A 22,299-nucleotide genomic window follows, 5' to 3' on the forward strand; every position below is an offset into this window, starting at 1 on the left:
ACGGTTCCGCCCGAAAGAGCGGCAGCCGTCTTTTTTTGTTGGTTCTTATTATTTTACGACCGAAGGCAGCGACTTTAGACGCTCCGGTTCCGGCGTAATAAACAACGTCTTCTGATGGTCGTAGATGACGAAGCCTGGCTTCGCTCCGCTCGGTTTGCGGACATGGCGAATGAACGTGTAGTCGACCGGCACCATGCTCGAATCCTTGGCTTGGCTGTAATGCGCCGCGAGCATCGCGGCTTCTTCGAGCGTCGCGTTGCCGAAATCGCCGCCGCGGATGACGACATGGGAGCCCGGGATATCCTTCGTATGCAGCCAGGTGTCGGACGGGGATGCCAGCCGGTTCGTCAAATATTCGTTTTGAGTATTGTTTTTGCCTACGTAGATTTGGACGTTTTCGGACGACGTGTAGCAGAGCAGCGCCGGGTTTTGCGATTTTTTGCGTTTCGGTCCCCGCGACTTCCGCTCTCTTAGATAGCCTTGCTGCACCAGCTCGTCCCGGATCTCCTCGATATCGGCAAGCGAGGCGTTGTCCAGCTGCTGGATCAGCGATTCGAAATAAACGACCTCCGCTTCCGCGAGCTCCATCTGCTCCGCCACGACGCTGAGGCTGTTTCTCTGCTTCGTATATTTGCGGAAATAACGCTGCGCGTTCTCGGACGGCGTCAGCTGCGGGTCCAGCTGTATGGTTACCGCCGCCTGCTCCTCGTCGTAGAAGTTGACGAGCTCGATCGATGTGTCTCCACGGTTAATCTGATGCATGTAGGCGGTGAGCAGCTCGCCGAGCACCCTGAACTTCTCCGCGTCCTTCGCCTCATGGAGCGTTTCTTCCAGCTTTTTGATTTTTGCTTCGTTTTTCGCCTTTTCGTTCTGCACGAAGCGGATCAGGTCGGCGGCGCGCTGCTTGACCGTATCCCGCTCCGCTTTGTCTCCGTAATAGGCTTCCAGGCATTCGCTGATTGTCTCGTAACGAACCGATTGGCCTGAAATGTGGGTCAGCGGCGTGATCGAGAAGCTCGCTTTGCCGGATTCGGCTTCGGTGACGATTACCGGCTCGTAGCGGTCTTCTTCCATCGCTTGCATGAGCGAGCGGAAGCTCTTCCATAACGATGACGCGTTAGCCGTCTCGCCGTTCTCCGCCGCGCGGTGCACGATTTCTTTGGCTGCCAGCGGGCTGAGTCCGCTGTACGCGGAGACGAGCGCTTTGTGCCAAGGGGCGGGCTCGTCGCCCATGGCTTCGGAGAGAAGCGCCCTAAAGCGCTCTTCGTCCTTCACGTCGAGCGGGTCCGTCTTGCCTTGATCCGGCGGAGGCGTGTACGCGCTGCCCGGCATGACGATCCGATAGCTGCTGATCGCGGGAGTGACATGGTGTATGCCGTCGTGGATGGTCCCGGACGCTTGGTCAAGCAAGATAATGTTGCTGTGCCGTCCCATAATTTCGATGACGATCGTCTTATAGCTGAGATCGCCAAGCTCGTCGCGCTGCCTGACGTCGATATGAAGGATGCGCTCGCGGCCGATTTGACGGACCGCCTCAATGACGCCGCCTTCGCAGTGCTTCCGAAGAAGCATGCAGAACATAGGCGCTTCCAGCGGATTGACGAAGGACGCTTCCGTGAAGTGAACCCTTGGATACGTCGGATTGGCGGAGAGCAGCAACTTGCCGGAAACGCCGCTTCCCCGCACGGAGAGCACGAGATCGTGCTCTGTTGGCTGATGGATTTTATGAATACGCGCGCCGACGCATCGCTGCAGCTCCGCAGCGACCGCCCGGACGACCAAACCGTCTAATGCCATGATGATATGTACCTCTCTTTGTCGCAGTATGACTCTATCATGCCATATTCCGGACAAAAACTTAAGTAGTCCTGGGATATTTGCAGGGCTGTCCGAATACATTTCCGTAGTAGAGGATGTTCAAAAAGTCCACTTTTGATCACGAAGCAAGTCAGGAAGCCTACTCGACATCGAATATCGAATTCAGCCGGAACTAAGCGTATGCTTACGAAGAATGTTTCCTTCTGAAACATTTGAGGTGCTCACGTAGCTACCACTAAGCGTATGCTTACGAGGTCGTTTTCTTCGAAAACGTGAACCGCTCCTCATTTCCTAGCTTCATTCGATCTTCTCGGTGCTGAAAACCGGACTTTTTGAACTCGCACTAGTAGGCTGTCCGCTGGAACGGCAACCAACGGGAGGGAGTCATGGAATGGAACAAATGAAATGGCATCAATTAGGCGCAGAAGAGCTCCTCGAATCGCTCGGCAGCTCGGGCGGGAGCGGGCTGAAGCCGTCCGCCGCCGCGGAGCGGCTGGAGAAGGACGGGCATAACGAGCTGTCGGAGGGCAAGAAGGTATCGCCGATCTTGCTGTTCCTGAACCAGTTCAAAGATTTTATGGTGCTGATTCTGATGGGGGCGACCTTAATCTCCGGCTTACTCGGCGAATATTTGGACGCCATTACGATCATCGCGATCATCGTGCTGAACGCCGTGCTGGGCTTCATGCAGGAGTTCCGCGCCGAACGGTCGCTCCGCGCGCTGAAGGAGCTGTCCGCTCCTTCGGCCAAAGTACTGCGGGGCGGCGAGCTCGTCACGGTCCCGGCCAGGGAGCTCGTGGCAGGCGACATCGTGTACCTGGAGAGCGGAGACCGGGTGCCGGCGGATTTGCGTTTTATCGAGGCGAACAGCTGCTACGTCGAGGAGTCGGCGCTTACGGGAGAGTCGGTCCCCGTTGGCAAGCACGCAGCCGTCATCGGGGAAGAAGAGCTGCCGCTTGGCGACCAGCGCAACGTCGGGTTCATGGGGACGATGGTTACGCGGGGAACGGCCAAGGGCGTCGTTATCCGAACGGGCATGGCGACGGAAATGGGCAAAATCGCGGGGCTTATCCAGGAGACGGAGGCGATGGAGACGCCTCTGCAGCACCGTCTGGAGCAGCTTGGGAAAATCCTCATTTTCGTCGCGCTTGGCCTTACGGTCATGGTCGTCATCGCGGGCATTCTGCACGGCCAGCAGCCATACGGCATGTTCCTAGCGGGCGTCAGCCTGGCGGTGGCCGCCATTCCGGAAGGGCTGCCCGCGATCGTCACGATCGCTCTCGCGCTTGGCGTCCAGCGAATGATCAAGCGCAAGGCGATCGTACGGAAGCTGCCGTCGGTCGAGACGCTCGGCTGCGCGTCGGTCATCTGCTCGGACAAAACGGGGACGCTCACGCAAAACAAGATGACCGTCACGCACGTATGGCTGAGCGGCAGGAAGCTCGAGGTCAGCGGCGAGGGCTACGACCCGACTGGCGCGATCTACGAGGACGGGGCGGCGCTGGACATCAAGGGCGATCAATCGATTAAGCGGCTGCTCCAGATCAGCGCGCTCTGCAACAACGCGCAGCTGGTCCGGTCGGAGCCGGAGGAAGGGAAGCGCCGGAAGGGCAAGGAGACGCAGGAGGAATGGACGCTGAAGGGCGATCCGACCGAAGGCGCGCTTACCGTCCTCGCGACGAAGCTCGGCTCGTCCGCCAAATCGCTCGAGGCGCTTTATCAGCGGGTGAAGGAATTCCCGTTCGATTCCGAGCGGAAGCGGATGTCCGTCCTGCTCTCACATCAAGGCGGCCGGCTGCTGCTGACGAAGGGCGCTCCGGACATGCTGATGGAGCAATGCGCATATGTGCTGTGGGAAGGCAAGGTCGTGCCGTTCACGGGCACGCTGAAGCGCAAGGTGGCGGAAGCGGGCGAGCAGATGGCGCAGTCCGCGCTTCGGGTGCTCGGCTTCGCGTACCGGGATCTGCGCCAAAGCGACCGGTGCGAATCCGAAGAGGAAGCGGAGACGAACCTGGTGTTCGTCGGGCTCACGGGCATGATCGACCCGCCTCGGCGCGAAGTGAAGGACGCGATCGCGACTTGCCGAAGGGCGGGCATCAAGACGGTCATGATCACGGGAGACCATCAGCTGACGGCGGAAGCGATCGCCGGGCAGCTGGGCATTATGCCTCGGAACGGCATCGCCATGAGCGGCAAGCAGCTGGAGGCGATGAGCGACGAGGAGCTCGACAAGACGGTGGACAACGTGTACGTCTACGCCCGCGTGTCGCCTGAGCATAAGCTTCGGATCGTGAAATCCTTGCAGCGCCGAGGTCATGTCGTCGCGATGACGGGCGACGGAGTGAACGACGCTCCGGCGATCAAAGCGGCGGATATCGGCATCGCCATGGGCATTACGGGAACGGACGTATCGAAGGAAGCGTCCGCGCTGGTCTTAAGCGACGACAACTTCTCGACGATCGTGGCCGCGATCGAAGAAGGACGCGGCATCTACGAGAATATCCGCAAATTCATCCGCTATTTGCTCGCTTCCAACGTCGGAGAAATTTTGGTCATGTTTTTCGCGATGATGGCGGGTCTTCCGCTGCCGCTCGTGCCGATTCAGATTCTGTGGGTCAATCTCGTGACGGACGGCCTGCCGGCCATGGCGCTCGGCGTGGACCAGGCGGAGAAGGATCTGATGCAGCAGAAGCCGCGGCCGGCCAAAGAAAATATTTTCGCGAGAAGACTGGGCTGGAAAATCATCAGCCGCGGCGTGCTGATCGGCCTCTGTACGCTCGGCGCCTTCTGGATCGCGCTGAAGGAAGGCGGCGGAGACGCGGCCGGCCTCGTGCACGCGCAGACCGTCGCGTTCGCGACACTCGTCATGGCGCAGCTTATTCACGTGTTCGACTGCCGCAGTTCGCGCTCGATATTCCACCGCAATCCGCTGCAGAACAAATATTTGGTGCTGGCCGTCCTGTCGTCGCTCCTGCTTGTGCTTGGCGTCATCTATATCGAAGCGCTGCAGCCGATCTTCAAGACCGTGCCGCTCGGCTTCCGCGACTGGTGTCTGGTGTTCGTCGCGGCGGGCATTCCTACCTTCGTGATGGGAATCGGCAGCGTTCTCGGCAAGCCTGGCAAAGCGAAGGGAATGAAGCGCCCGGTCGGTCCGCAGACGGCAGCGCGCTAACGGAATAATGCAAAAGATGATGCAATTACTGAATACCGTTTCTCCCGGCATTACGGTATGCTAATAGCAATAATTTTGATAGGTTAGCATATACATAGGCCATTTATAAGGGAGAGAGCAATAGATGATTTTCACGAAAATGCATGGACTCGGCAATGATTTTATCGTAGTGGCGGGGAAGCAGTCGCTCCCCGATAACGCCGCTGAGCTGGCGCTGCGGCTTTGCAACCGTTTCTTCGGCATCGGCGCGGACGGACTGGTCTATATTCTTCCTTCGGAGAAGGCGGATTTCCGCATGCGCATCATCAACTCCGACGGCTCCGAGGCGGAGCAGTGCGGCAACGCAATCCGCTGCGTAGCCAAATACGTCTACGATAACGGCATGACCGGCAACGAGGAGATCACGGTCGAGACGCTTGGCGCGGGCGTGCAGAAGGTGCAGCTCACCGTGGCGGACGGCAAGGTGCAAACCGTGCGCGTCGATATGGGCGAGCCAATTCTTAAAGGTCTGCAGGTGCCGACGACGGTCGACGCCGAGCGCGTAATCGAACATCCGATCGAGGTCGACGGCCGCGAGTTCAAGTTCACGGCGGTATCGATGGGCAACCCGCACTGCGTCATCTATGTGGACGACGCCGTGTCGTTCGATCTGGAGACGTGGGGGCCGAAGCTGGAGACGCATCCGATGTTCCCCCGCAAGATTAACGTGGAATTCGTCACCGTCAATTCCCGCACGCAGGCCGATATGCGAGTATGGGAGCGCGGCGCGGGTCCTACGCTTGCTTGCGGCACGGGCGCTTGCGCGACGCTGGTTGCCTCGGTGCTCACCGGCGGAACGGACCGTACGGCGACCATCTCCCTCAAAGGCGGCGACCTGTTGATCGAGTGGAGCGAGGAAGACAACCATGTCTACATGACGGGACCTGCCGCGGAAGTTTTCCGCGGAAGCCTGTAGGGCGGCTGCATTGTCTGGGGCAAAGAACCATTCATAAGACCGAACTTGAGGGATGCGTTCGACGAGCGCATCCTCGTCGGCGACGGAGCCATGGGAACCTTTCTGTATCAGATGAGGTTCCCTGTTGGCGTTTCGTATGAAAGCGGGACGCGCGGTAGGCGCCGCCATCGCGAAAGAGCTGCTCGAACGCGCGCCTCCGCGCTTCAAAGTTATTTATTTGATCACGCGGTTTTTGTTCTACCATATGGCGGTACAGCTGACCCCATTCGCGTGGGAGAAGGCGAAACGGCCTTCTTCATTCGACCTCTTGTTGAGCGATTTCTAACTTTTGCTTGTTCCAAGGGGAGAAATCAATTAGAATAAGGCATAAGTTGGAGCATGCGTATGCTCATGCAAATTTTCGTCAACAATAGAGCAATGGTCTGTCGTTTTTTGGCAATCGGCAGAAGTTGCGCATCGAAGGACCGTAGGCGGAGGAGGACCTGGCTTGGCAATTAAGCTTATTAATATCGGATTCGGCAACATCGTGTCTGCGAATCGCATCATTTCGATCGTAAGTCCGGAATCGGCTCCGATCAAGCGTATCATTCAGGAAGCGCGCGACCGACACATGCTGATTGACGCGACATACGGGCGCCGCACCCGCGCGGTTATCATTACGGACAGCGATCATGTTATTTTATCAGCGGTTCAGCCGGAGACGGTTGCCCATCGGTTATCCACGAAGGATGACGATAACGACGAATAGTACGGGGAGCATGGAACGAATGGGATTGTTGATTGTTTTGTCCGGTCCTGCCGGAGTGGGGAAAGGAACGGTATGTTCCGCGCTACGCGGCCGTATGCCGGAGATCGTATACTCCGTATCGGCTACGACCAGGCAGCCGAGGCAGGGCGAGGTTGAAGGCGTAAATTATTTTTTTAAGAGCAAGGAACAGTTCCAGGAGATGATCGCGCGCGACGCGCTTCTGGAATACGCGGAATACGTAGGCAATTATTACGGTACCCCGCGCGATTTCGTAGACCGCACGCTTGCGGGCGGCAAGGACGTCATCTTGGAGATCGAGGTGCAAGGCGCTCTCAAGGTGAAGGAGAAATTCCCGGAGGCGATCTTCATCTTCTTGCTTCCGCCGTCGCTCGACGTACTGAAGGAACGCATTACGGGACGCGGCACGGAAACGCAGGATATTATCGATACCCGCATGAACGTCGCCGTCGAAGAGATGAATCTTCTTCGCCATTATGACTATGCCGTTATTAATGATGAGATAGACGCGGCTTGCGACAGGATCCGCAGCATCGTGATCGCCGAGCACTGCCGCAGGGAACGCTTCATGCCTTATGTGACCGGGATGAAGACCGCAATCGAGAAAGCTTGAGTGAGGAGAATGTACAATGTTGTATCCGTCCATCGACGAAATGGTTAAGAAAGTAGACAGCAAGTACACGCTTGTTGTCGCGGCATCGAGAAGAGCGCGCATGCTTCGCAACGGAGAGAAGTCGGATCTTGCGAATCCGCGTTCGCATAAATTCGTGGGCGTGGCGCTCGAAGAAATTTACGGCGACGTGATCCAAGTCGAGAACCTGGCCACGAAGGAAGACTAGCAGCATAGAACGTTCAAACAAGAGGGGTGTGAGCTGGCGACAGTGTTACACCTCTTTTTTTGTACAAGCTATTGAACGTATGCAAGGGTGAGAGGAGAGAATGTCGTGGAAGTTCGCGGAGGAATCGATTCCTCCAAAACCTCACGAAAGCTCGACGAGCTTGTAGCGGAAATACGGATGTTGAGACGTGAAATCAAAGAGAGCAAGCATATCATTGATAAAAAATGTAGAGTCTTCCGGATCAGTTTGCATGGAGAGAAGGATTAGCCGCCGCGAGTCCGGTGACACTCAGGTTCACCCTACTTTTTGGCAGGCGTTGTGGTATGATATGGGATGGATGCTTGAGCATACAACGCAAGCTTTGCTGCACAAGACGATTACGCTTTCGAAGTAAGTGCCATTATTCTAATCATACTTTGGAGGGTGATAATTCATGGAGCAATTGCGGTATCCGGTTGGCAGGTATTCGTTCGACGGGATGACGACGGCGCAGAAGGACATCTGGATTCGAGAGGTGGAAGCTTTGCCCGCGCAGCTGAAGGCGGCGCTAGAAGGGCTTAGCGAGGAACAGCTGGATACCCCGTACCGCACGGGGGGGTGGACGGTCAGGCAGGTCGCGCATCATCTCGCGGACGCCGCGATGAACTGCTTCTCCAGATTCAAGCTGGCGCTGACGGAATCCAATCCCACGATCAAGCCGTTTAACGAAGAGGGCTGGGCGGGGACGCCGGATTCGCTTCGCGTGGCGCCGGAGGTCAGTCTCGCGATCGTGGAAGGCATTTACGCGAGGTGGGTCGTTCTTCTTCGATCGATGGAGCGATCCGATTTCGAAAAGCAATTTTATCATCCCGAGCAGGGAAGCCAAATCAAGCTGTCTTGGTTCTTGGGATTCGTGGCATGGCACGGCAGGCATCATGTCGCTCATATAACAGGCTTAAAGGAAAGAATGGATTGGTAACGCGTTTCTCGGCCGGCATTTCGGAGGAGGAGCGGACGGGATAGGAGCTGTGGCATCATGATAGCAGGAAAAAGAATCATACTCGGCATTACCGGCGGCATCGCCGCTTACAAAGGAGCGGCTTTGTGCAGCAAGCTGGCTCAAGCGGGGGCGGACGTCCATGTCATGATGACGGAGTCCGCCGCCAAATTTATTACGCCTCTAACGCTGCAGACGCTTTCCCGCAACCCCGTGCTCATCGACACGTTCGACGAGCGGGATCCGGCGGTTGTCACACATATTCACCAGGCGGATCACGCCGATCTGATCGTGGTGGCGCCGGCGACGGCCAACAGCATCGCCAAGCTTGCGAACGGTATGGCGGACGACATGCTCAGCACCACGCTGCTTGCCGCGACATGTCCGATCCTGATCGCGCCGGCGATGAACGTGCATATGTACGAACACCCGGCGGTCGTCGAGAATATGGAGCGGCTGGCTGCGCGGGGAGCCATGTTCGTAGAGCCGGGCACGGGCCAGCTGGCATGCGGGTACGTCGCCAAAGGAAGGCTCGCGGAGCCGGAGGATATCGTCGCGGCGATCGGGACATGGTTTGCCGGCAACGGAATCTTGCAAGGGAAACGCGTGCTTGTCACAGCGGGCGGAACGATCGAGCGGCTCGACCCGGTGCGTTTTTTGACCAATGACTCCTCGGGCAAAATGGGGTTCGCGGTCGCCGAGGCGGCAAAGCGGATGGGGGCGGACGTCACTCTCGTGGCGGGTCGCTCCTCCGAGACGCCGCCGGCCGGCATTAAGGTGATCCGGACGGCTTCCGCCGCGGATATGCTGGATGCCGTCATGCGGGAGTTTCCGGATACGGATATCGTCGTGAAGGCCGCCGCGGTCGCGGACTACAGGCCGGCCACGGTTCATGAGCAGAAGGTGAAGAAGACGGGCGAGAAGCTGGTGCTGGAGCTGGAGCGGACGACGGATATATTGGCGGCGCTCGGCGAACGCAAGACGCATCAGCTGCTGGTCGGTTTCGCGGCGGAGACGGAGAATGTGGAGCGGTACGCGCTGGATAAGCTGAAACGCAAAAATTGCGATCTAATCGTGGCGAACGACGTCAGCAAGGAAGGGGTCGGCTTCAACGGCGACACGAACGCCGTGGACGTATACGGGCCGGAAGGATTGGTATCGTCCCTGCCGCTTATGTCCAAGCGGGAGACCGCAAGCCGCCTTATGGAGCTAATCACAGACCGCTTGTCCTCGCGCGGAGGGGATCGTTCATGATTGCCAAAGTCATTGTCGACGTGCCGAGCCGCCAGACGGATCGGCCGTTTGATTATGAGGTGCCGGAATCGATGTCCGGCTGGCTGGAGGTCGGTAGCCGGGTCGGCGTCCCGTTCGGAGGCAGGGTGCTTCAGGGGTTCGTGATCGGAATCGCCGATTCCGCCTCCGTCGACCGGACCCGGCTGAAGATGGTCGCGGAGCTGCTGGATCCGGTGCCTCCGCTTCTTCCCGACATGATCGAATTATCGCAATGGATGAGCGAAAAATATTGCTGCTCCTGGACCCAAGCGCTGCAAGCCATGATTCCGGCCGCGCTCAAGGGCAAGGAAGAGCGCCAGATCGCGCTTGGCGACGAAGACGCGGCGGATCAGCTTCCTTCGGAGATAGCGGAGTGGATAAGGGGCGCCGGGGGGCTTGTGAAGCTGGAGGCGCTTATCGCCCGTTATCCGGAGCATCTGCGGACCGTGAAGCATGCCCTTCGGAGCGGTGCGCTCGCCCAGCAGTCCTCCATCAAAGACCGATTATCCGTCAAGAAGGTATTGACGGTATTCCTGCCTGACGCCGCTCCGACCTTGGAGCAGGCGCTGGAGCAGGTGCCGGCACGGGCGGCGAAGCAGCGCGACGCGCTTATGATGATGTACGAACGGGCGGAGGCGACGCCGCTGCAGGAGCTTGCGCAGCAATCGGGCGCTTCCTCGGCCAGTATCAAAGCGCTAGCCGATAAGGAGCTGCTCGTCATTCGGGAGGTGGAGCGGGACCGCGATCCTTACAAGGATCGGGATTTCGCTCGGACCAGGCCATTGCCGCTTATGGACGGCCAGCGCGAGGTGTTCAGCCGGATTATCGAAGCGATGGCGGAGGAGCAAGGAAGGACGATGCTCCTGCACGGCGTGACGGGAAGCGGCAAGACCGAGGTCTATCTGCAATCGATTCAATACTGTCTGGATCAAGAGAAGCAGGCGATCGTCCTTGTACCGGAAATATCCCTTACCCCGCAAATGGTCGAGCGCTTCAAGGGCCGGTTCGGCGACGCGGTCGCCGTGCTGCACAGCCGTCTGTCCAGCGGGGAGCGTTTCGACGAGTGGCGCAAAATCCGCAGCAAGAAGGCGCAGGTCGCCATCGGCGCGCGCTCCGCGATATTCGCCCCGTTCGAGAGGATCGGACTGATCATCATCGACGAGGAACATGAATCCTCGTACAAGCAGGAAGAAAGCCCGAAGTACCATGCGAGGGACGTCGCGGTTCGGCGCGCCAAGCAGCACGGGGCGGCGGTCGTGCTCGGCTCGGCGACGCCGTCGCTGGAGTCGTTCGCCGCGGCCAGCCGGTCGGCGGCGCAGGCGGCTGCCGGCGGACCGTCCGCCCTGCTGCCCATGCCTGAGAGGGTCGGCGGACGCCCCATGCCGGAGGTTGAGGTCGTCGATATGCGCGAGGAGCTCCGCGCAGGCAACCGCTCGATGTTCAGCCGCAAGCTTCATTCCGCTCTGCTGGAGCGGCTGGAGCGAGGAGAGCAATCCGTCCTGCTGCTTAATCGGCGGGGATATTCGACGTTCGTGATGTGCCGCTCCTGCGGTCATACGGCAACATGTCCGCATTGCGATATTTCGCTCACGTTTCATCAGAAATCCAGGGTGCTTCGATGCCACTATTGCGGCCATGCCGAAGGGGCGCCTGCGACCTGCCCGTCCTGCGAAAGCGAGCATATCCGTTATTTCGGCACCGGCACGCAGCGCGTGGAGGAAGAGCTGGCCAAGCTGTATCCCGGCATCCGGGTCATCCGCATGGACGTAGACACGACGAGCGAGAAGCACGCGCACGAGAGGCTGCTGAAGCGATTCGGCGACCGCGAGGCGGATGTGCTTCTCGGCACCCAGATGGTGGCGAAGGGACTCGATTTTCCATATGTTACCTTAGTGGGCGTAATCGCGGCCGACACTTCCTTGCATCTGCCCGACTTCCGGGCCGCGGAGAAGACGTTCCAGTTGCTCACGCAGGTTGCGGGCCGGGCGGGCCGGCACGAGCTCGAAGGCGAGGTCGTCATTCAGACGTATACACCGGAGCACTACGCGATCGAGACGGCGAGGCATCACGATTATGCGGCGTTCGTCGCCGAAGAGCTGCGGCATCGTTCGATGATGGGTTATCCGCCGTACTGCCGCCTCGTGCTCGTCACCATGTCGCACGAACAGCTTCCGCTGCTTGCGAGCGTCGGCGAACAGTTCGCCGGCGAGCTCCGGGAGCTGGCCCGGCACGAAGGGCTGCTTGTCCCGCTTACCAGCGGAATGCCGCGCGCGGTCGAGGTGCTTGGTCCCGTCGCGTCGCCGATCGCCCGAATGAAAGATCGCTACCGTTTTCAATGTGTGATAAAATATCGGGGAAGCATCGACGCATCCGCGCTTGTACGGCGGGCGCTCCGCCCGTTCACGGAAGGGCCGCAGCAGAAAGGTATACTGTTCAGCGTAGATGTCGATCCTCAAGTTATCTTATAATTTTATGATAGATTTAGAGCAAAGGAAGGGAACAACATGAGTATTCGTTTGATCGTTAAGGAGCCGGACCCGGTATTGCGCGAGGTCGCCAAAGAAGTGACGAAGTTTAACGATAATCTGAAAAAACTGCTGAAGGACATGGCGGAGACGATGTACGACGCCGAGGGGGTCGGATTGGCCGCTCCGCAGATCGGCATCTCGAAGCGCGTCATCGTCGTGGACGTGGGAGACGAGAACGGCCTGGTCGAGATGGTGAATCCCGTCATCGTGGAGCAGGATGGCGAGCAACTGGGCCCGGAGGGCTGCCTCAGCATTCCAAACCTGAACGGAGAGGTGCGCCGCGCCGACCGGATCGTGGTGGAAGGACAGAATAGCAACGGGGAAAAATTCACCGTGAACGCCAGCGGCTATTTCGCCCGCGCGTTCCAGCATGAAATCGACCACCTGAACGGCATCTTGTTCACGGATATAGCCGAGAGCGTGTACGACGTGTCGGACAGGCAAAGAAAAGGCGGCGAATAACAGCATGCGTATCGTATTTATGGGGACGCCGGACTTCGCCGTCCCTTCCTTGCATTTGTTAGTGTCAAGCGGTTACGAGGTCGTCGCGGCCGTCACCCAGCCGGACCGTCCGAAGGGTCGCAAAAAAACGTTGACGCCGCCGCCTGTCAAGGAAGCGGCGTTATCGCTTGGTATACCCGTGCTGCAGCCCGAGCGGATGCGCAGTCCGGAAGCGGTGGCCGCGGTCGCCGAATATAAGCCGGATTTGATCGTGACGGCCGCATACGGACAGATCCTTCCGAAAGCTGTACTCGAGCTGCCGCGTCTCGGCTGCATTAACGTGCACGGCTCGCTGCTGCCTAAGTATCGCGGCGGGGCACCGATTCAGCGGTCTATCATCAATGGCGAGAGCGAGACGGGCGTCACGATCATGTACATGGCGGAAGGCCTCGATACCGGCGATATGATCAGCGCGGTAGCGCTCCCGATCCTCGACGAGGACACGTCCGGCATCATGTTCGAGAAGCTAAGCGCTGCCGGCGCCAAGCTGCTCGGGGAGACGCTGCCGTCTATTATCGACGGGACGGTCCAGGCCGTGCCGCAGCGGGAAGAGGATGCTACATACGCGCCGAATTTGACGCGCGAAGACGAGAGGATCGATTGGAGCAAGCCCGCCCGGGCTTTGTTCAATCAGGTAAGGGGCTTGTCGCCGATGGCGGGAGCATTCACGTCGCTTGGCGGCGAGGTATTCAAGGTATGGGCTTGCGAAGCGCCGAAGAGCGGCTCCGCGCCTGGCGCATCCGCAGAGCCCGGCACGATTCTGTCCGCGGACGCGAGCGGAATCGTCGTACAGACCGGCGAAGGCAAGCTGGTGCTCAAGGACATCCAGCCGGCAGGCAAGCGCGTCATGCCGGTCTCCGAATGGGTTCGGGGAGCGCGCATCGAGCCGGGGACGAAATTCGGCGAAGGTGAGCGCTTATGAGCGGCGGAGATAGAGGCCGCTCGCCTGCCGGGGAGCGCGCGGGCAAACCGCATGTAAGCGGGCATGGCGGGAAGGCCGCCCCCCGCAAAGGCGGAAGGGCCGGAAGCTCGTCTTCGCAGGCAGGCAATCAGCCCGCGAAACGCAAGCCTGCGTCGCCAAGAGAAGTGGCGCTCGACATTTTAGTAAAAGTCGCGAAGTCGGGCGCGTACAGCAATATTCAGCTGAACCGCTCCTTGCAGGATTCGGGAATGTCGAGAGCGGACGCCGCTCTCGCGACGGAGCTTGTGTACGGCACGATCGGCAGGCAGGCCACGCTTGATTACTGGCTTGGGAAGTTCGTCGCCAAAGGTCTCGGCAAGCTTGAGACTTGGGTGCATCAGCTGCTGCGCCTCAGCGCCTATCAGCTGCTGTTTCTCGATCGGATCCCGGTCCACGCCGCCGTGAACGAGGCGGTTACGATCGCGAAGCGGAGAGGGCATGCCGGCATCTCCGGCATGGTGAACGGCGTGCTTCGCAGCATCGACCGCGGCCGCGCCGAGCTGGTTCCGGAGAAGATCGAGGCGTCAACTCCGTCCGCGACGCTCGCGCTTCGGCACTCCTACCCGGAGTGGCTCGTCGATCGGTGGCTGGATACATACGGACCGGAGACAACGGAGGCGATTCTGGCCTCCGGCAACGAGCATCCTCATGCCAGCATCCGCGCGAATACGATGTTCGGCAGCCGGGACGAGCTGGTGCTCGAGCTGAGGGAGAGCGGCATCGAAGCCTCGCCTTCCAAGGTCGCCCCGTCCGGCATCGTCGTGAACGGCGGCGGCAATATGGCGGACACGGACGGCTTCCGGCAGGGGCGCTGGTCCTTGCAGGACGAAAGCTCGATGCTGGTGGCGGAGGTCGTCGCGCCGAAGGCCGGCATGAAGGTATTGGACTGCTGCGCGGCGCCAGGGGGCAAGAGCGCCCATATGGCGGAGCTGATGGAAGGCAAAGGCAAAGTATGGGCGAACGATCTTCACGCGCACAAACGCGAGCTGATCGTCACCCAGACGGAGAGACTGAAGCTGCGCAACGTGGAGGCAATTACGGGGGACGCCGCGGCCTTGTCCGGGCGGTTCGCGGAAGGCTCGATCGACGCGGTGCTGCTGGACGCGCCATGCTCCGGCTTCGGCGTTATCCGCAGGAAGCCGGAGATCAAGTGGAACAAGACGGAAGGCGATATTGCGGACATCGCGGGTCTTCAGAAGCAATTGCTGAACGAGGTATCCAAGCTGGTTCGTCCGGGCGGCACGCTGGTGTACAGCACCTGCACGATCGAGAAGGAAGAGAATGAGCGGCAGATCGCGGCATTTCTGGCCGAGAATCCGGAGTTCGAGCTTGATCCGAATTGGCCGGAGGCGATTACGGCGCGCCTGCGCCAAGATGGCTTGATCGGCAACGACTTTGCCGGAGAGCTGCAGCTATTGCCTCAGCATTACGGGAGCGACGGATTCTACATCGCCCGTATGAAAAGGCGCGCCTGACCCGGCTTATGGCTGGTGATGGTCGTTTGTGGTAAAATAAATCGACAGCAGCCCAAAATTAGGCATATTCAGAGAGAGGGCTGTCCTACAATAAACTACAGGTGTGATGAGATGAAACCTTTTATTTATGACTATACGCTGGACGCTCTCCGCGATTGGATGAAGGAGAACGATGAGCCGGCGTTCCGCGCGGACCAGCTGTTCGATTGGATCTATGTGAAGCGCGTGAAGAGTTTCGAGGACATGACGAATCTGTCCAAAGGCCTTCGCCAGAAGCTTGACGACCAGTTCCAGTTCGTAACGCTTTCCGAAATTACGAAGTTCGAGTCCAAGGACGGAACGGTCAAGTTCCTGTTCGGCCTGCACGACAATCACGCGATCGAGACGGTCATCATGCGCCATAATTACGGGAACAGCATATGCGTGACGACGCAGGTCGGCTGCCGGATCGGCTGCACGTTCTGCGCGTCCACGCTCGGCGGATTGAAGCGTAATCTGACGGCGGGCGAGATCGTCGCTCAGGTCGTGACGGCCCAGCAAATGCTGGACGCGAGCGGCGAGCGGGTATCCAGCATCGTCATTATGGGCTCGGGCGAGCCGTTCGAAAACTATGACGCGACGATGACGTTCCTCCGCAACATGATTCACGAGAAAGGGCTGAATATCGGCCAGCGGCATATCACCGTCTCGACGAGCGGCATCGTGCCGAGCATGTACAAGTTCGCGGACGAGAACACGCAGATCAACCTGGCGATTTCGATCCATGCGCCGAACGATAAGCTTCGCTCGAAGCTCATGCCCGTTAACCGGCGCTTCCCGTTCGAGGACGTGATCGAAGCCTGCCGCTACTACATTGCCAAAACAGGAAGACGAATTACGTTCGAATATGCCCTCATCGGCGGCGTGAACGATCAAGCTGAGCATGCTCAGGAGCTTGCCGACGTGCTGAAGGACATGTTGTGCCACGTGAACCTCATCCCAGTCAACCATGTGCCGGAGCGCAATTACGTCCGTACGCCGCGTGAGGATATCTTCGAATTCCAGCGCGTGCTGGAGCGGAACAAGATCAACGTGACGATCCGCAGAGAGCAAGGCCATGACATTGCCGCGGCTTGCGGCCAATTAAGGGCCAAACATATGGAGTCTCAGACGAGGTGATGACGTTTTGTTAACGGCAAACCGCAGTAATATTGGACGAGTCAGGCATCTTAACGAAGACCAGTCCTGGGTGGGACAGCTGGAGAATGGCGTAACGCTGGCGATCGTCGCCGACGGAATGGGCGGCCATCAGGCCGGCGACGTCGCGAGCCTTATGGCGGTGAACGCCTTCCGGAGCGCGCTTGAGCGGAATGCGGCGAAGCCGGAATTATCGGAGCAGGAAGGCAAGATGCTTATTCGCCAAGCCATAAGCGAAGCGAACGAGACGATCTATGCCATGGCGTCAGGCGACGATCGTTACCATAACATGGGCACGACGATCGTTGCGGCGCTTCTTCATGCGAACAACGCCATTATCGGACATGTCGGGGACAGCCGGGCGTACAAAGTAACCAAAGATTCAATCGATCTGCTTACGATGGATCACTCCCTGGTGAACGAGCTGGTGAAATCCGGCCAGTTGACCGAGGAAGAAGCGGCGCACCACCCGAGACGCAACGTGCTCACGAGAGCGGTCGGCACCGATCCGAACGTGGAGATCGACGTGCAGGCGGTTCTATGGTCTCCTGAGGACGTTCTGCTCTTGTGCAGCGACGGCCTGACGAATATGGTCAGCGAGCAGGAGATGCACGCCGTCATTGCGGGCGCCGAGGACCCGACGCTGGAGAGCAAAGCGGATCATCTCATTCAGCTCGCGCTCGAGGCGGGAGGCGACGACAATATTACGGTCGTTCTCCTGCAAGAGCAAGCCGGCATGAAGCGGGAGGAGAGTGAAATATGATCGGTCATGATTTAAGCGGCCGCTACGAGATACTGTCGAGGATCGGCGGAGGCGGCATGGCGCTCGTCTACAAGGCGCACGACGTCCTTCTCAACCGGAACGTCGCCGTGAAGGTGCTGCGCCAGCAATTCGTGAACGACGAGGAGTTTATCCGCAGGTTCCGCAGGGAGGCCCAATCGGCGGCGGCTTTGTCCCATCCGAACGTCGTCAGCATCTATGATGTCGGTCAAGAAGACGATACGCATTATATCGTCATGGAATATGTCGAAGGCAATAATCTAAATGAAATTATACAAGAACGCGCGCCTCTGCAGGCCGACGAAGCGGTCCGCATCGCGGTGCAAATTTGCGACGCTCTCGACCACGCGCATCAGAATCACATCATACATCGCGATATTAAACCCCATAACATATTGATCGGGAATAACGGACGCGTGAAGGTGACCGATTTCGGCATCGCCCGCGCGGTGACGTCGACCACGATCACGCAGACGGGATCGGTTGTCGGCTCTGTCCATTACTTCTCTCCGGAGCACGCTAAGGGCATTAATACCGGGGAGAAATCCGATCTGTATTCGCTCGGCATCGTGATGTACCAGATGCTGACGGGCAGGCTGCCGTTCCTCGGCGAAAGTCCGATAAGCGTCGCGCTGAAGCATCTGCAGGAGAACTTCGAGGATCCGCGGTTCGTTAACCCGCATATCCCTCAGAGCGTCGAGAACGTCATTCTGAAGGCGATGCGCAAAAATCCGAGCGAGCGCTACGCTTCCGCTCACGAGATGCTGTTGGATCTCGATACTTGCCTTCGTCCCGACCGGCTGAACGAGCCCAAAATCTCGTTCGCGGCTTATCACGATATGGAAGAGACGCGGGTTATGCCTGCCATTCGGGGAGAGACTGGCGTTATGGCCTCGTCTTCTGGACGCGAACGGTCGGAATCGAAGGCCGCCGTATCGACCGATACCGGCAAGTGGCAGGAGGAAGAAGAACGCAAATCGAAGGGCTGGAAGAAACCGCTCATCGTCGTGGGCGTCACCTTATTCATCCTGGCCCTCATTATCGGAGGGTTCGTCTGGCTGCTCGATAAGCTGGACGCCGATGAGGTGTTCGTGCCGAACGTGGTGGGCATGACGCTGGACGATGCGCGCAAAGCGCTGCAGGAAGAAGGCCTTCGGGTCGAGGAGCCTGTCGAAAGAGTGTTCGACAAGGAAGCGCCGAAGGACCAGGTGCTCGAGCAGAATAAGAGTAACCAGAAAGTCAAAGTGAACACGCATATCCAGCTGGTGGTCAGCGACGGTCCGGAGCTCGCCACCGTCAATAATTATGTGGGGCAATCCTTTAAGACCGTCAAGGAGGAGCTGCTGGCGCTCGGCTTCACGGATACCCGGATAAAGGTGTCGGAGGAGCACAGCGAGGAAGCGCTCGACACCATTCTCGAGCAGACGCCTGCCAACGGCGAGAAGCTCGATCCCGAGAAGGATACAATATCGTTTGTCGTCAGCCTTGGCCCGGAGACGGTCCCAATGCCTGATTTGGTCGGCGAGAGCTTGACGACGGCGCGCAAGATGCTGAATACGGCAGAGCTTGTGCTCGAGGAAGAAAACATTCTTTCCGAGCCAAGTTATCTTCATCGGAAGGACGTAGTGATCAAGGTCGAGCCTTTTAACGCGGGAGATCAGGTGCCTAAGGGCTCAGCTGACATCACTCTAACCGTCAGCTCCGGTCCACCGGCCGACGCGAAGACGTATACGTTCACCGTCAAGATATCGCCGGCTGTCGCCGGCAAATCAAGCGAAGTGAGGATCGATTACTCCGACGCGACGGGCGAGAACATCACCGGCGAGACCCGGACGATTACGGGAACCGTCGATATTCCGGTAACGGTCGTGCTGGCTCCGGACACGGTCGCAACCGTAACGGTATACCGGGATAATCAGTTCATGGATACAAGGGAAATCAGGTACGAGGATCTGAACGGCTCCGGCGGACCGGGGCTGACGATTCCCGGAGAAGAAACGCAGCCTCCGGCAGACAGCAACGAAGGCAACGGCGAAGGACAAGAAGGACAAGAAACGGCGCAAGCGGGGGTAAACGACGGCAATGGCGAGACTGAAGGCGAAGGCGAAGGAAACGGCGGACAATAAAGACGTAAACCAAATGACCGGCATGATTGTCAAGGCGCTCAGCGGGTACTATTACGTGAGGGCGGAAGGAGAGGCGAGCGATTCGGAGCCCGTGCAGTGCAGGGCGCGCGGCGTGTTCAAGAAACGCGGGGAGTCGCCGCTGGTTGGCGACAAGGTGCATTTCAGCTTGACGGAGAACGGGGAGGGGACGGTCACGGAGCTGTTCCCCCGTTCCTCGGAGCTGATCCGTCCGCCGGTCGCGAACGTCGATCTGGCGATTCTGGTGTTCTCGGTAACCGAGCCCACGCTGAATCTGCAGCTGCTGGACAAGTTCCTTGTCCACATCGAGCATGCCGGCATTCCCGCCGTATTGGCCCTAAGCAAGCAGGATCTCGAGAGCGAAGGCGAATTTACGGAAGAGGCGGCTCTCGCGGCTTCTTCCGTCAACCGTATCTACCGCAAGCTCGGATATGAAGTGTATGGGACAAGCTCCCGCAAGAGCGCGGGCATCCGCGAGCTGAAGGAGCGGCTCGAAGGCCATCTTGCCGTATTCGCGGGACAGTCCGGCGTAGGGAAATCCTCGCTGCTCAACGCGCTCGTCCCGGGCCTGACGCTGGAGACGAACGAAATCAGCAACCGGCTGGGCCGCGGCAAGCATACGACGAGGCACGTGGAGCTCATCGATATCGGAGGCGGCTACGTCGCCGATACGCCGGGCTTCAGCCAGCTCGACTTCGGCGAGCTGGGCGTCGAGGACCTTAGCTACTGCTTCGTCGAGATGAGGAAGCTGTCGCCGGACTGCAAATTCCGCGGCTGTACCCATGTGCACGAGCCGGGCTGCGCGGTGCTCGCCGCCGTCGAGGCCGGCGAGATCGAACGAAGCCGCTACGACCATTACGTGTTGTTCCTGGAAGAAATGAAAGATTTGAAACGGAGGTATTGAACCCGATGACCATCATTGCGCCATCCATCCTCTCGGCGGATTTCTCAAGACTGGGAGAGGAAATTCAAGCGGCGGAGCGCGCGGGAGCGGATTGGATCCATGTCGATGTCATGGATGGGCATTTCGTGCCGAACCTGACATTCGGCCCTCCCGTCATCGCAGCGGTTAGACCCGCGACGAAGCTGCCGTTCGACGTCCATCTGATGATCGAGCGGCCGGAGCTGTCGCTGAACGATTACATATCGGCCGGCGCCGACCGCATAACGTTGCACGCCGAGGCATGCAAGCATCTTCACCGAACGGTTCACGCCATCAAGGAGAAGGGACTTCCGGCCGGCGTCGCGATTAATCCCGCAACGCCCGTATCGGTTCTCGAGCCGATCCTTCACGATCTCGATCTGGTGTTGATCATGACGGTCAACCCCGGCTTCGGGGGCCAATCGTTTATCCCGTATTCGCTGGTGAAGCTGCGCCAGGTTCGGGCGATGCTGGAGGAACGCGGGCTTTCGGACGTTCACGTGCAAGTGGACGGAGGCGTGAACCGCGACACCGTGAGAGCCATCGTGGAAGCGGGCGCGAACGTGCTCGTGGCGGGCAACGCGGTATTCGCGGAGAAGGACCGCGCGGCCGCCATCGCGGCGCTGCGATAAGGGGGGGCAGGATGAACGAGAAGGTTGCCAACGCTTTTTGGGTCATGCTCTACAGCTTTTTGGCCGGTCTCAGCCTGTCTTTATTTACGCAGATCACCGGATTCACGAAGTATATTTTTTCGCTTCTTGCCATTTATATCGCGATTCGTTTCTTTCGCCGTTTCGAGACGGTCGGCAAACGCGTATTGTTCGTCGTCCTCTCCCTGATTTTCTGTTTTATCGGCATATTGAGCATAACGGCTTATCTGTTCATGCGGAACCCGGAGCTGTTTAACGGAATGTAGACATACGCCCCATCTTGGACCTTGGAGCGCTTGCAATGGAATAGGACAATGATCCTTCGCATAGGATGGTTACATGAGCGCGGGATGTGGTGACGGAACTATTTCATGAGCGTGTCTGAGGAGGGATGGGGCATGAAATTTTATACAATCAAACTGCCGAAGTTTCTGGGCGGGTTTGTCAAAGCGATTTTGAACACGTTCCAAAAAAATTAATCCCGATTCTGCCTGCGCCTCCGCAGGCATGCAAGTGGGGCAGGAAAAAATAAAAGCACCTGAGCTTCAGGTGCTTTTGTCTATGGCGTGAAAGCCATTCTTATACGCGGGTCACTTTACCGGATTTCAGAGCGCGCGCGCTCACGTATACGCGTTTTGGTTTGCCGTCGACCAGGATGCGAACCTTCTGCACGTTAACGCCCCAAGAGCGACGTGTTTTGTTGTTGGCGTGGGAAACGTTGTTGCCTTGACGCGGCGACTTGCCAGTCAGATAACATTTGCGGGACATGACTACACCTCCTATAAAGAATTGGTGGTAAACGTACGCATCTACATACATTTAAAATACACATGTATCATTAAACACACTCGAATATCGTATCATAAACCGCGCTTCGGTTCAACCTTATTATACGGATTGTACCGTATTTTTCATGAACGCACTTCAATAACGTGTCGGTTTATAGTACAATGGTACATAGTCCATAATATACAGTAAGGGAGTGTATTGCCATGTCACTGCAGCTAAACACCGAACTAGGCGCTATTCACGTTACCGACCATTGCATCGCCGTACTGGCGGGCTCCGCAGCTATGGATTGTTATGGACTCGTCGGCATGGCTTCGCGCAAAGGCCTGAAGGACGGGATCGCGGAGCTGCTTGGAAGAGAGAATATGTCCCGCGGCGTAGAAGTTCGGCGGGAACACGACCAGCTGCATATCGACCTCCACATCATTGTAAGCTACGGCACGAAAATTTCCGAGGTTGCACACAACATTCAATCCAAAGTGAAATACGTGCTGAACAACGTCATCGGCTTACAGGTGGATGAAGTCCATATATTTGTACAAGACGTAAGGGTATCCAGGTAGCAGGAAGGGGA

The 22,299-nt window shown here is 58.4% G+C and carries 22 protein-coding genes; 20 read left to right on the plus strand and 2 right to left on the minus strand.

Features of this window, described 5'->3' with window-relative positions:
* Positions 1-48: 48 nt before the first annotated feature.
* Positions 49-1,797, minus strand: a complete 1,749-nt coding sequence (locus NQZ67_RS13555; RefSeq protein ID WP_257446448.1) for an Rqc2 family fibronectin-binding protein — start codon at positions 1,795-1,797, stop codon at positions 49-51.
* A 412-nt stretch (positions 1,798-2,209) separates the two neighbouring features.
* Between NQZ67_RS13555 and NQZ67_RS13560 the strand changes: the two genes are divergently transcribed.
* From NQZ67_RS13560 to spoVM, 19 genes are all read left to right on the plus strand, one after another.
* A complete protein-coding gene (locus NQZ67_RS13560; protein WP_257446450.1) occupies positions 2,210-4,990 on the plus strand; it encodes a calcium-translocating P-type ATPase, SERCA-type in 2,781 nt (926 codons plus the stop codon).
* A 124-nt stretch (positions 4,991-5,114) separates the two neighbouring features.
* Positions 5,115-5,945: a diaminopimelate epimerase gene (gene dapF / locus NQZ67_RS13565; protein ID WP_257446454.1), complete on the plus strand. Its 831-nt coding sequence runs from the start codon at positions 5,115-5,117 to the stop codon at positions 5,943-5,945.
* A gap of 124 nt (positions 5,946-6,069) precedes the next feature.
* Positions 6,070-6,270 carry a hypothetical protein gene (locus NQZ67_RS13570; protein WP_257446456.1) on the plus strand — a complete coding sequence of 67 codons (201 nt, stop codon included), beginning with the start codon at positions 6,070-6,072 and terminating at the stop codon, positions 6,268-6,270.
* Positions 6,271-6,432: 162 nt separating this feature from the next.
* Positions 6,433-6,693, plus strand: a complete 261-nt coding sequence (remA, locus tag NQZ67_RS13575) for an extracellular matrix/biofilm regulator RemA (protein ID WP_005548256.1) — start codon at positions 6,433-6,435, stop codon at positions 6,691-6,693.
* 19 nt (positions 6,694-6,712) lie between these two features.
* Positions 6,713-7,324: a guanylate kinase gene (gene gmk / locus NQZ67_RS13580; RefSeq protein ID WP_371825302.1), complete on the plus strand. Its 612-nt coding sequence runs from the start codon at positions 6,713-6,715 to the stop codon at positions 7,322-7,324.
* A gap of 16 nt (positions 7,325-7,340) precedes the next feature.
* Positions 7,341-7,550 carry a DNA-directed RNA polymerase subunit omega gene (gene rpoZ / locus NQZ67_RS13585; RefSeq protein ID WP_257446494.1) on the plus strand — a complete coding sequence of 70 codons (210 nt, stop codon included), beginning with the start codon at positions 7,341-7,343 and terminating at the stop codon, positions 7,548-7,550.
* Between the two features lie 433 nt (positions 7,551-7,983).
* Positions 7,984-8,508, plus strand: a complete 525-nt coding sequence (locus tag NQZ67_RS13590; protein WP_257446497.1) for a YfiT family bacillithiol transferase — start codon at positions 7,984-7,986, stop codon at positions 8,506-8,508.
* Between the two features lie 57 nt (positions 8,509-8,565).
* A complete protein-coding gene (gene coaBC / locus NQZ67_RS13595) occupies positions 8,566-9,780 on the plus strand; it encodes a bifunctional phosphopantothenoylcysteine decarboxylase/phosphopantothenate--cysteine ligase CoaBC (RefSeq protein ID WP_257446500.1) in 1,215 nt (404 codons plus the stop codon).
* A complete protein-coding gene (gene priA / locus NQZ67_RS13600) occupies positions 9,777-12,266 on the plus strand; it encodes a primosomal protein N' (RefSeq protein WP_257446504.1) in 2,490 nt (829 codons plus the stop codon). The genes coaBC and priA overlap by 4 nt, the downstream gene beginning before the upstream one ends.
* 36 nt (positions 12,267-12,302) lie before the next feature.
* Positions 12,303-12,788, plus strand: a complete 486-nt coding sequence (gene def / locus NQZ67_RS13605; protein ID WP_257446506.1) for a peptide deformylase — start codon at positions 12,303-12,305, stop codon at positions 12,786-12,788.
* 4 nt (positions 12,789-12,792) lie between these two features.
* On the plus strand, positions 12,793-13,749 hold the full coding sequence (gene fmt / locus NQZ67_RS13610) for a methionyl-tRNA formyltransferase (protein WP_257446509.1): 957 nt from the start codon (positions 12,793-12,795) through the stop codon (positions 13,747-13,749).
* Positions 13,746-15,263, plus strand: coding sequence for a 16S rRNA (cytosine(967)-C(5))-methyltransferase RsmB (gene rsmB / locus NQZ67_RS13615; protein ID WP_257446512.1), 1,518 nt, complete (start codon positions 13,746-13,748; stop codon positions 15,261-15,263). The genes fmt and rsmB overlap by 4 nt, the downstream gene beginning before the upstream one ends.
* 111 nt (positions 15,264-15,374) lie before the next feature.
* A complete protein-coding gene (rlmN, locus tag NQZ67_RS13620; protein ID WP_257446515.1) occupies positions 15,375-16,421 on the plus strand; it encodes a dual-specificity RNA methyltransferase RlmN in 1,047 nt (348 codons plus the stop codon).
* A gap of 7 nt (positions 16,422-16,428) precedes the next feature.
* A complete protein-coding gene (locus NQZ67_RS13625; RefSeq protein WP_257446517.1) occupies positions 16,429-17,202 on the plus strand; it encodes a Stp1/IreP family PP2C-type Ser/Thr phosphatase in 774 nt (257 codons plus the stop codon).
* Positions 17,199-19,346 (plus strand): Stk1 family PASTA domain-containing Ser/Thr kinase, encoded by a 2,148-nt coding sequence (pknB, locus tag NQZ67_RS13630; RefSeq protein ID WP_257446519.1) that lies wholly within the window; start codon positions 17,199-17,201, stop codon positions 19,344-19,346. The genes NQZ67_RS13625 and pknB overlap by 4 nt, the downstream gene beginning before the upstream one ends.
* A 13-nt stretch (positions 19,347-19,359) precedes the next feature.
* Entirely contained in the window at positions 19,360-20,268 is a 909-nt protein-coding gene (gene rsgA / locus NQZ67_RS13635) for a ribosome small subunit-dependent GTPase A (RefSeq protein WP_257446965.1), read from the plus strand.
* A 5-nt stretch (positions 20,269-20,273) separates the two neighbouring features.
* The gene (gene rpe, locus NQZ67_RS13640; protein ID WP_257446521.1) at positions 20,274-20,918 is read left to right on the plus strand and encodes a ribulose-phosphate 3-epimerase; all 645 of its coding nucleotides are present in this window, start codon (positions 20,274-20,276) and stop codon (positions 20,916-20,918) included.
* Between the two features lie 11 nt (positions 20,919-20,929).
* Complete coding sequence (locus tag NQZ67_RS13645; protein ID WP_257446524.1) at positions 20,930-21,202, plus strand: hypothetical protein; 273 nt, start codon at positions 20,930-20,932, stop codon at positions 21,200-21,202.
* A gap of 132 nt (positions 21,203-21,334) precedes the next feature.
* On the plus strand, positions 21,335-21,415 hold the full coding sequence (gene spoVM / locus NQZ67_RS13650) for a stage V sporulation protein SpoVM (protein WP_010345573.1): 81 nt from the start codon (positions 21,335-21,337) through the stop codon (positions 21,413-21,415).
* Between the two features lie 100 nt (positions 21,416-21,515).
* On the opposite strand, the gene rpmB is transcribed toward spoVM, so the two are convergent.
* Complete coding sequence (gene rpmB / locus NQZ67_RS13655; protein WP_068683988.1) at positions 21,516-21,704, minus strand: 50S ribosomal protein L28; 189 nt, start codon at positions 21,702-21,704, stop codon at positions 21,516-21,518.
* Positions 21,705-21,928: 224 nt separating this feature from the next.
* Between rpmB and NQZ67_RS13660 the strand changes: the two genes are divergently transcribed.
* Positions 21,929-22,288, plus strand: coding sequence for an Asp23/Gls24 family envelope stress response protein (locus NQZ67_RS13660; protein WP_257446528.1), 360 nt, complete (start codon positions 21,929-21,931; stop codon positions 22,286-22,288).
* The last annotated feature ends 11 nt before the right edge of the window (positions 22,289-22,299 follow it).

The organism is Paenibacillus soyae, from assembly GCF_024623455.1.
Lineage (GTDB): Bacteria > Bacillota > Bacilli > Paenibacillales > Paenibacillaceae > Pristimantibacillus > Pristimantibacillus soyae.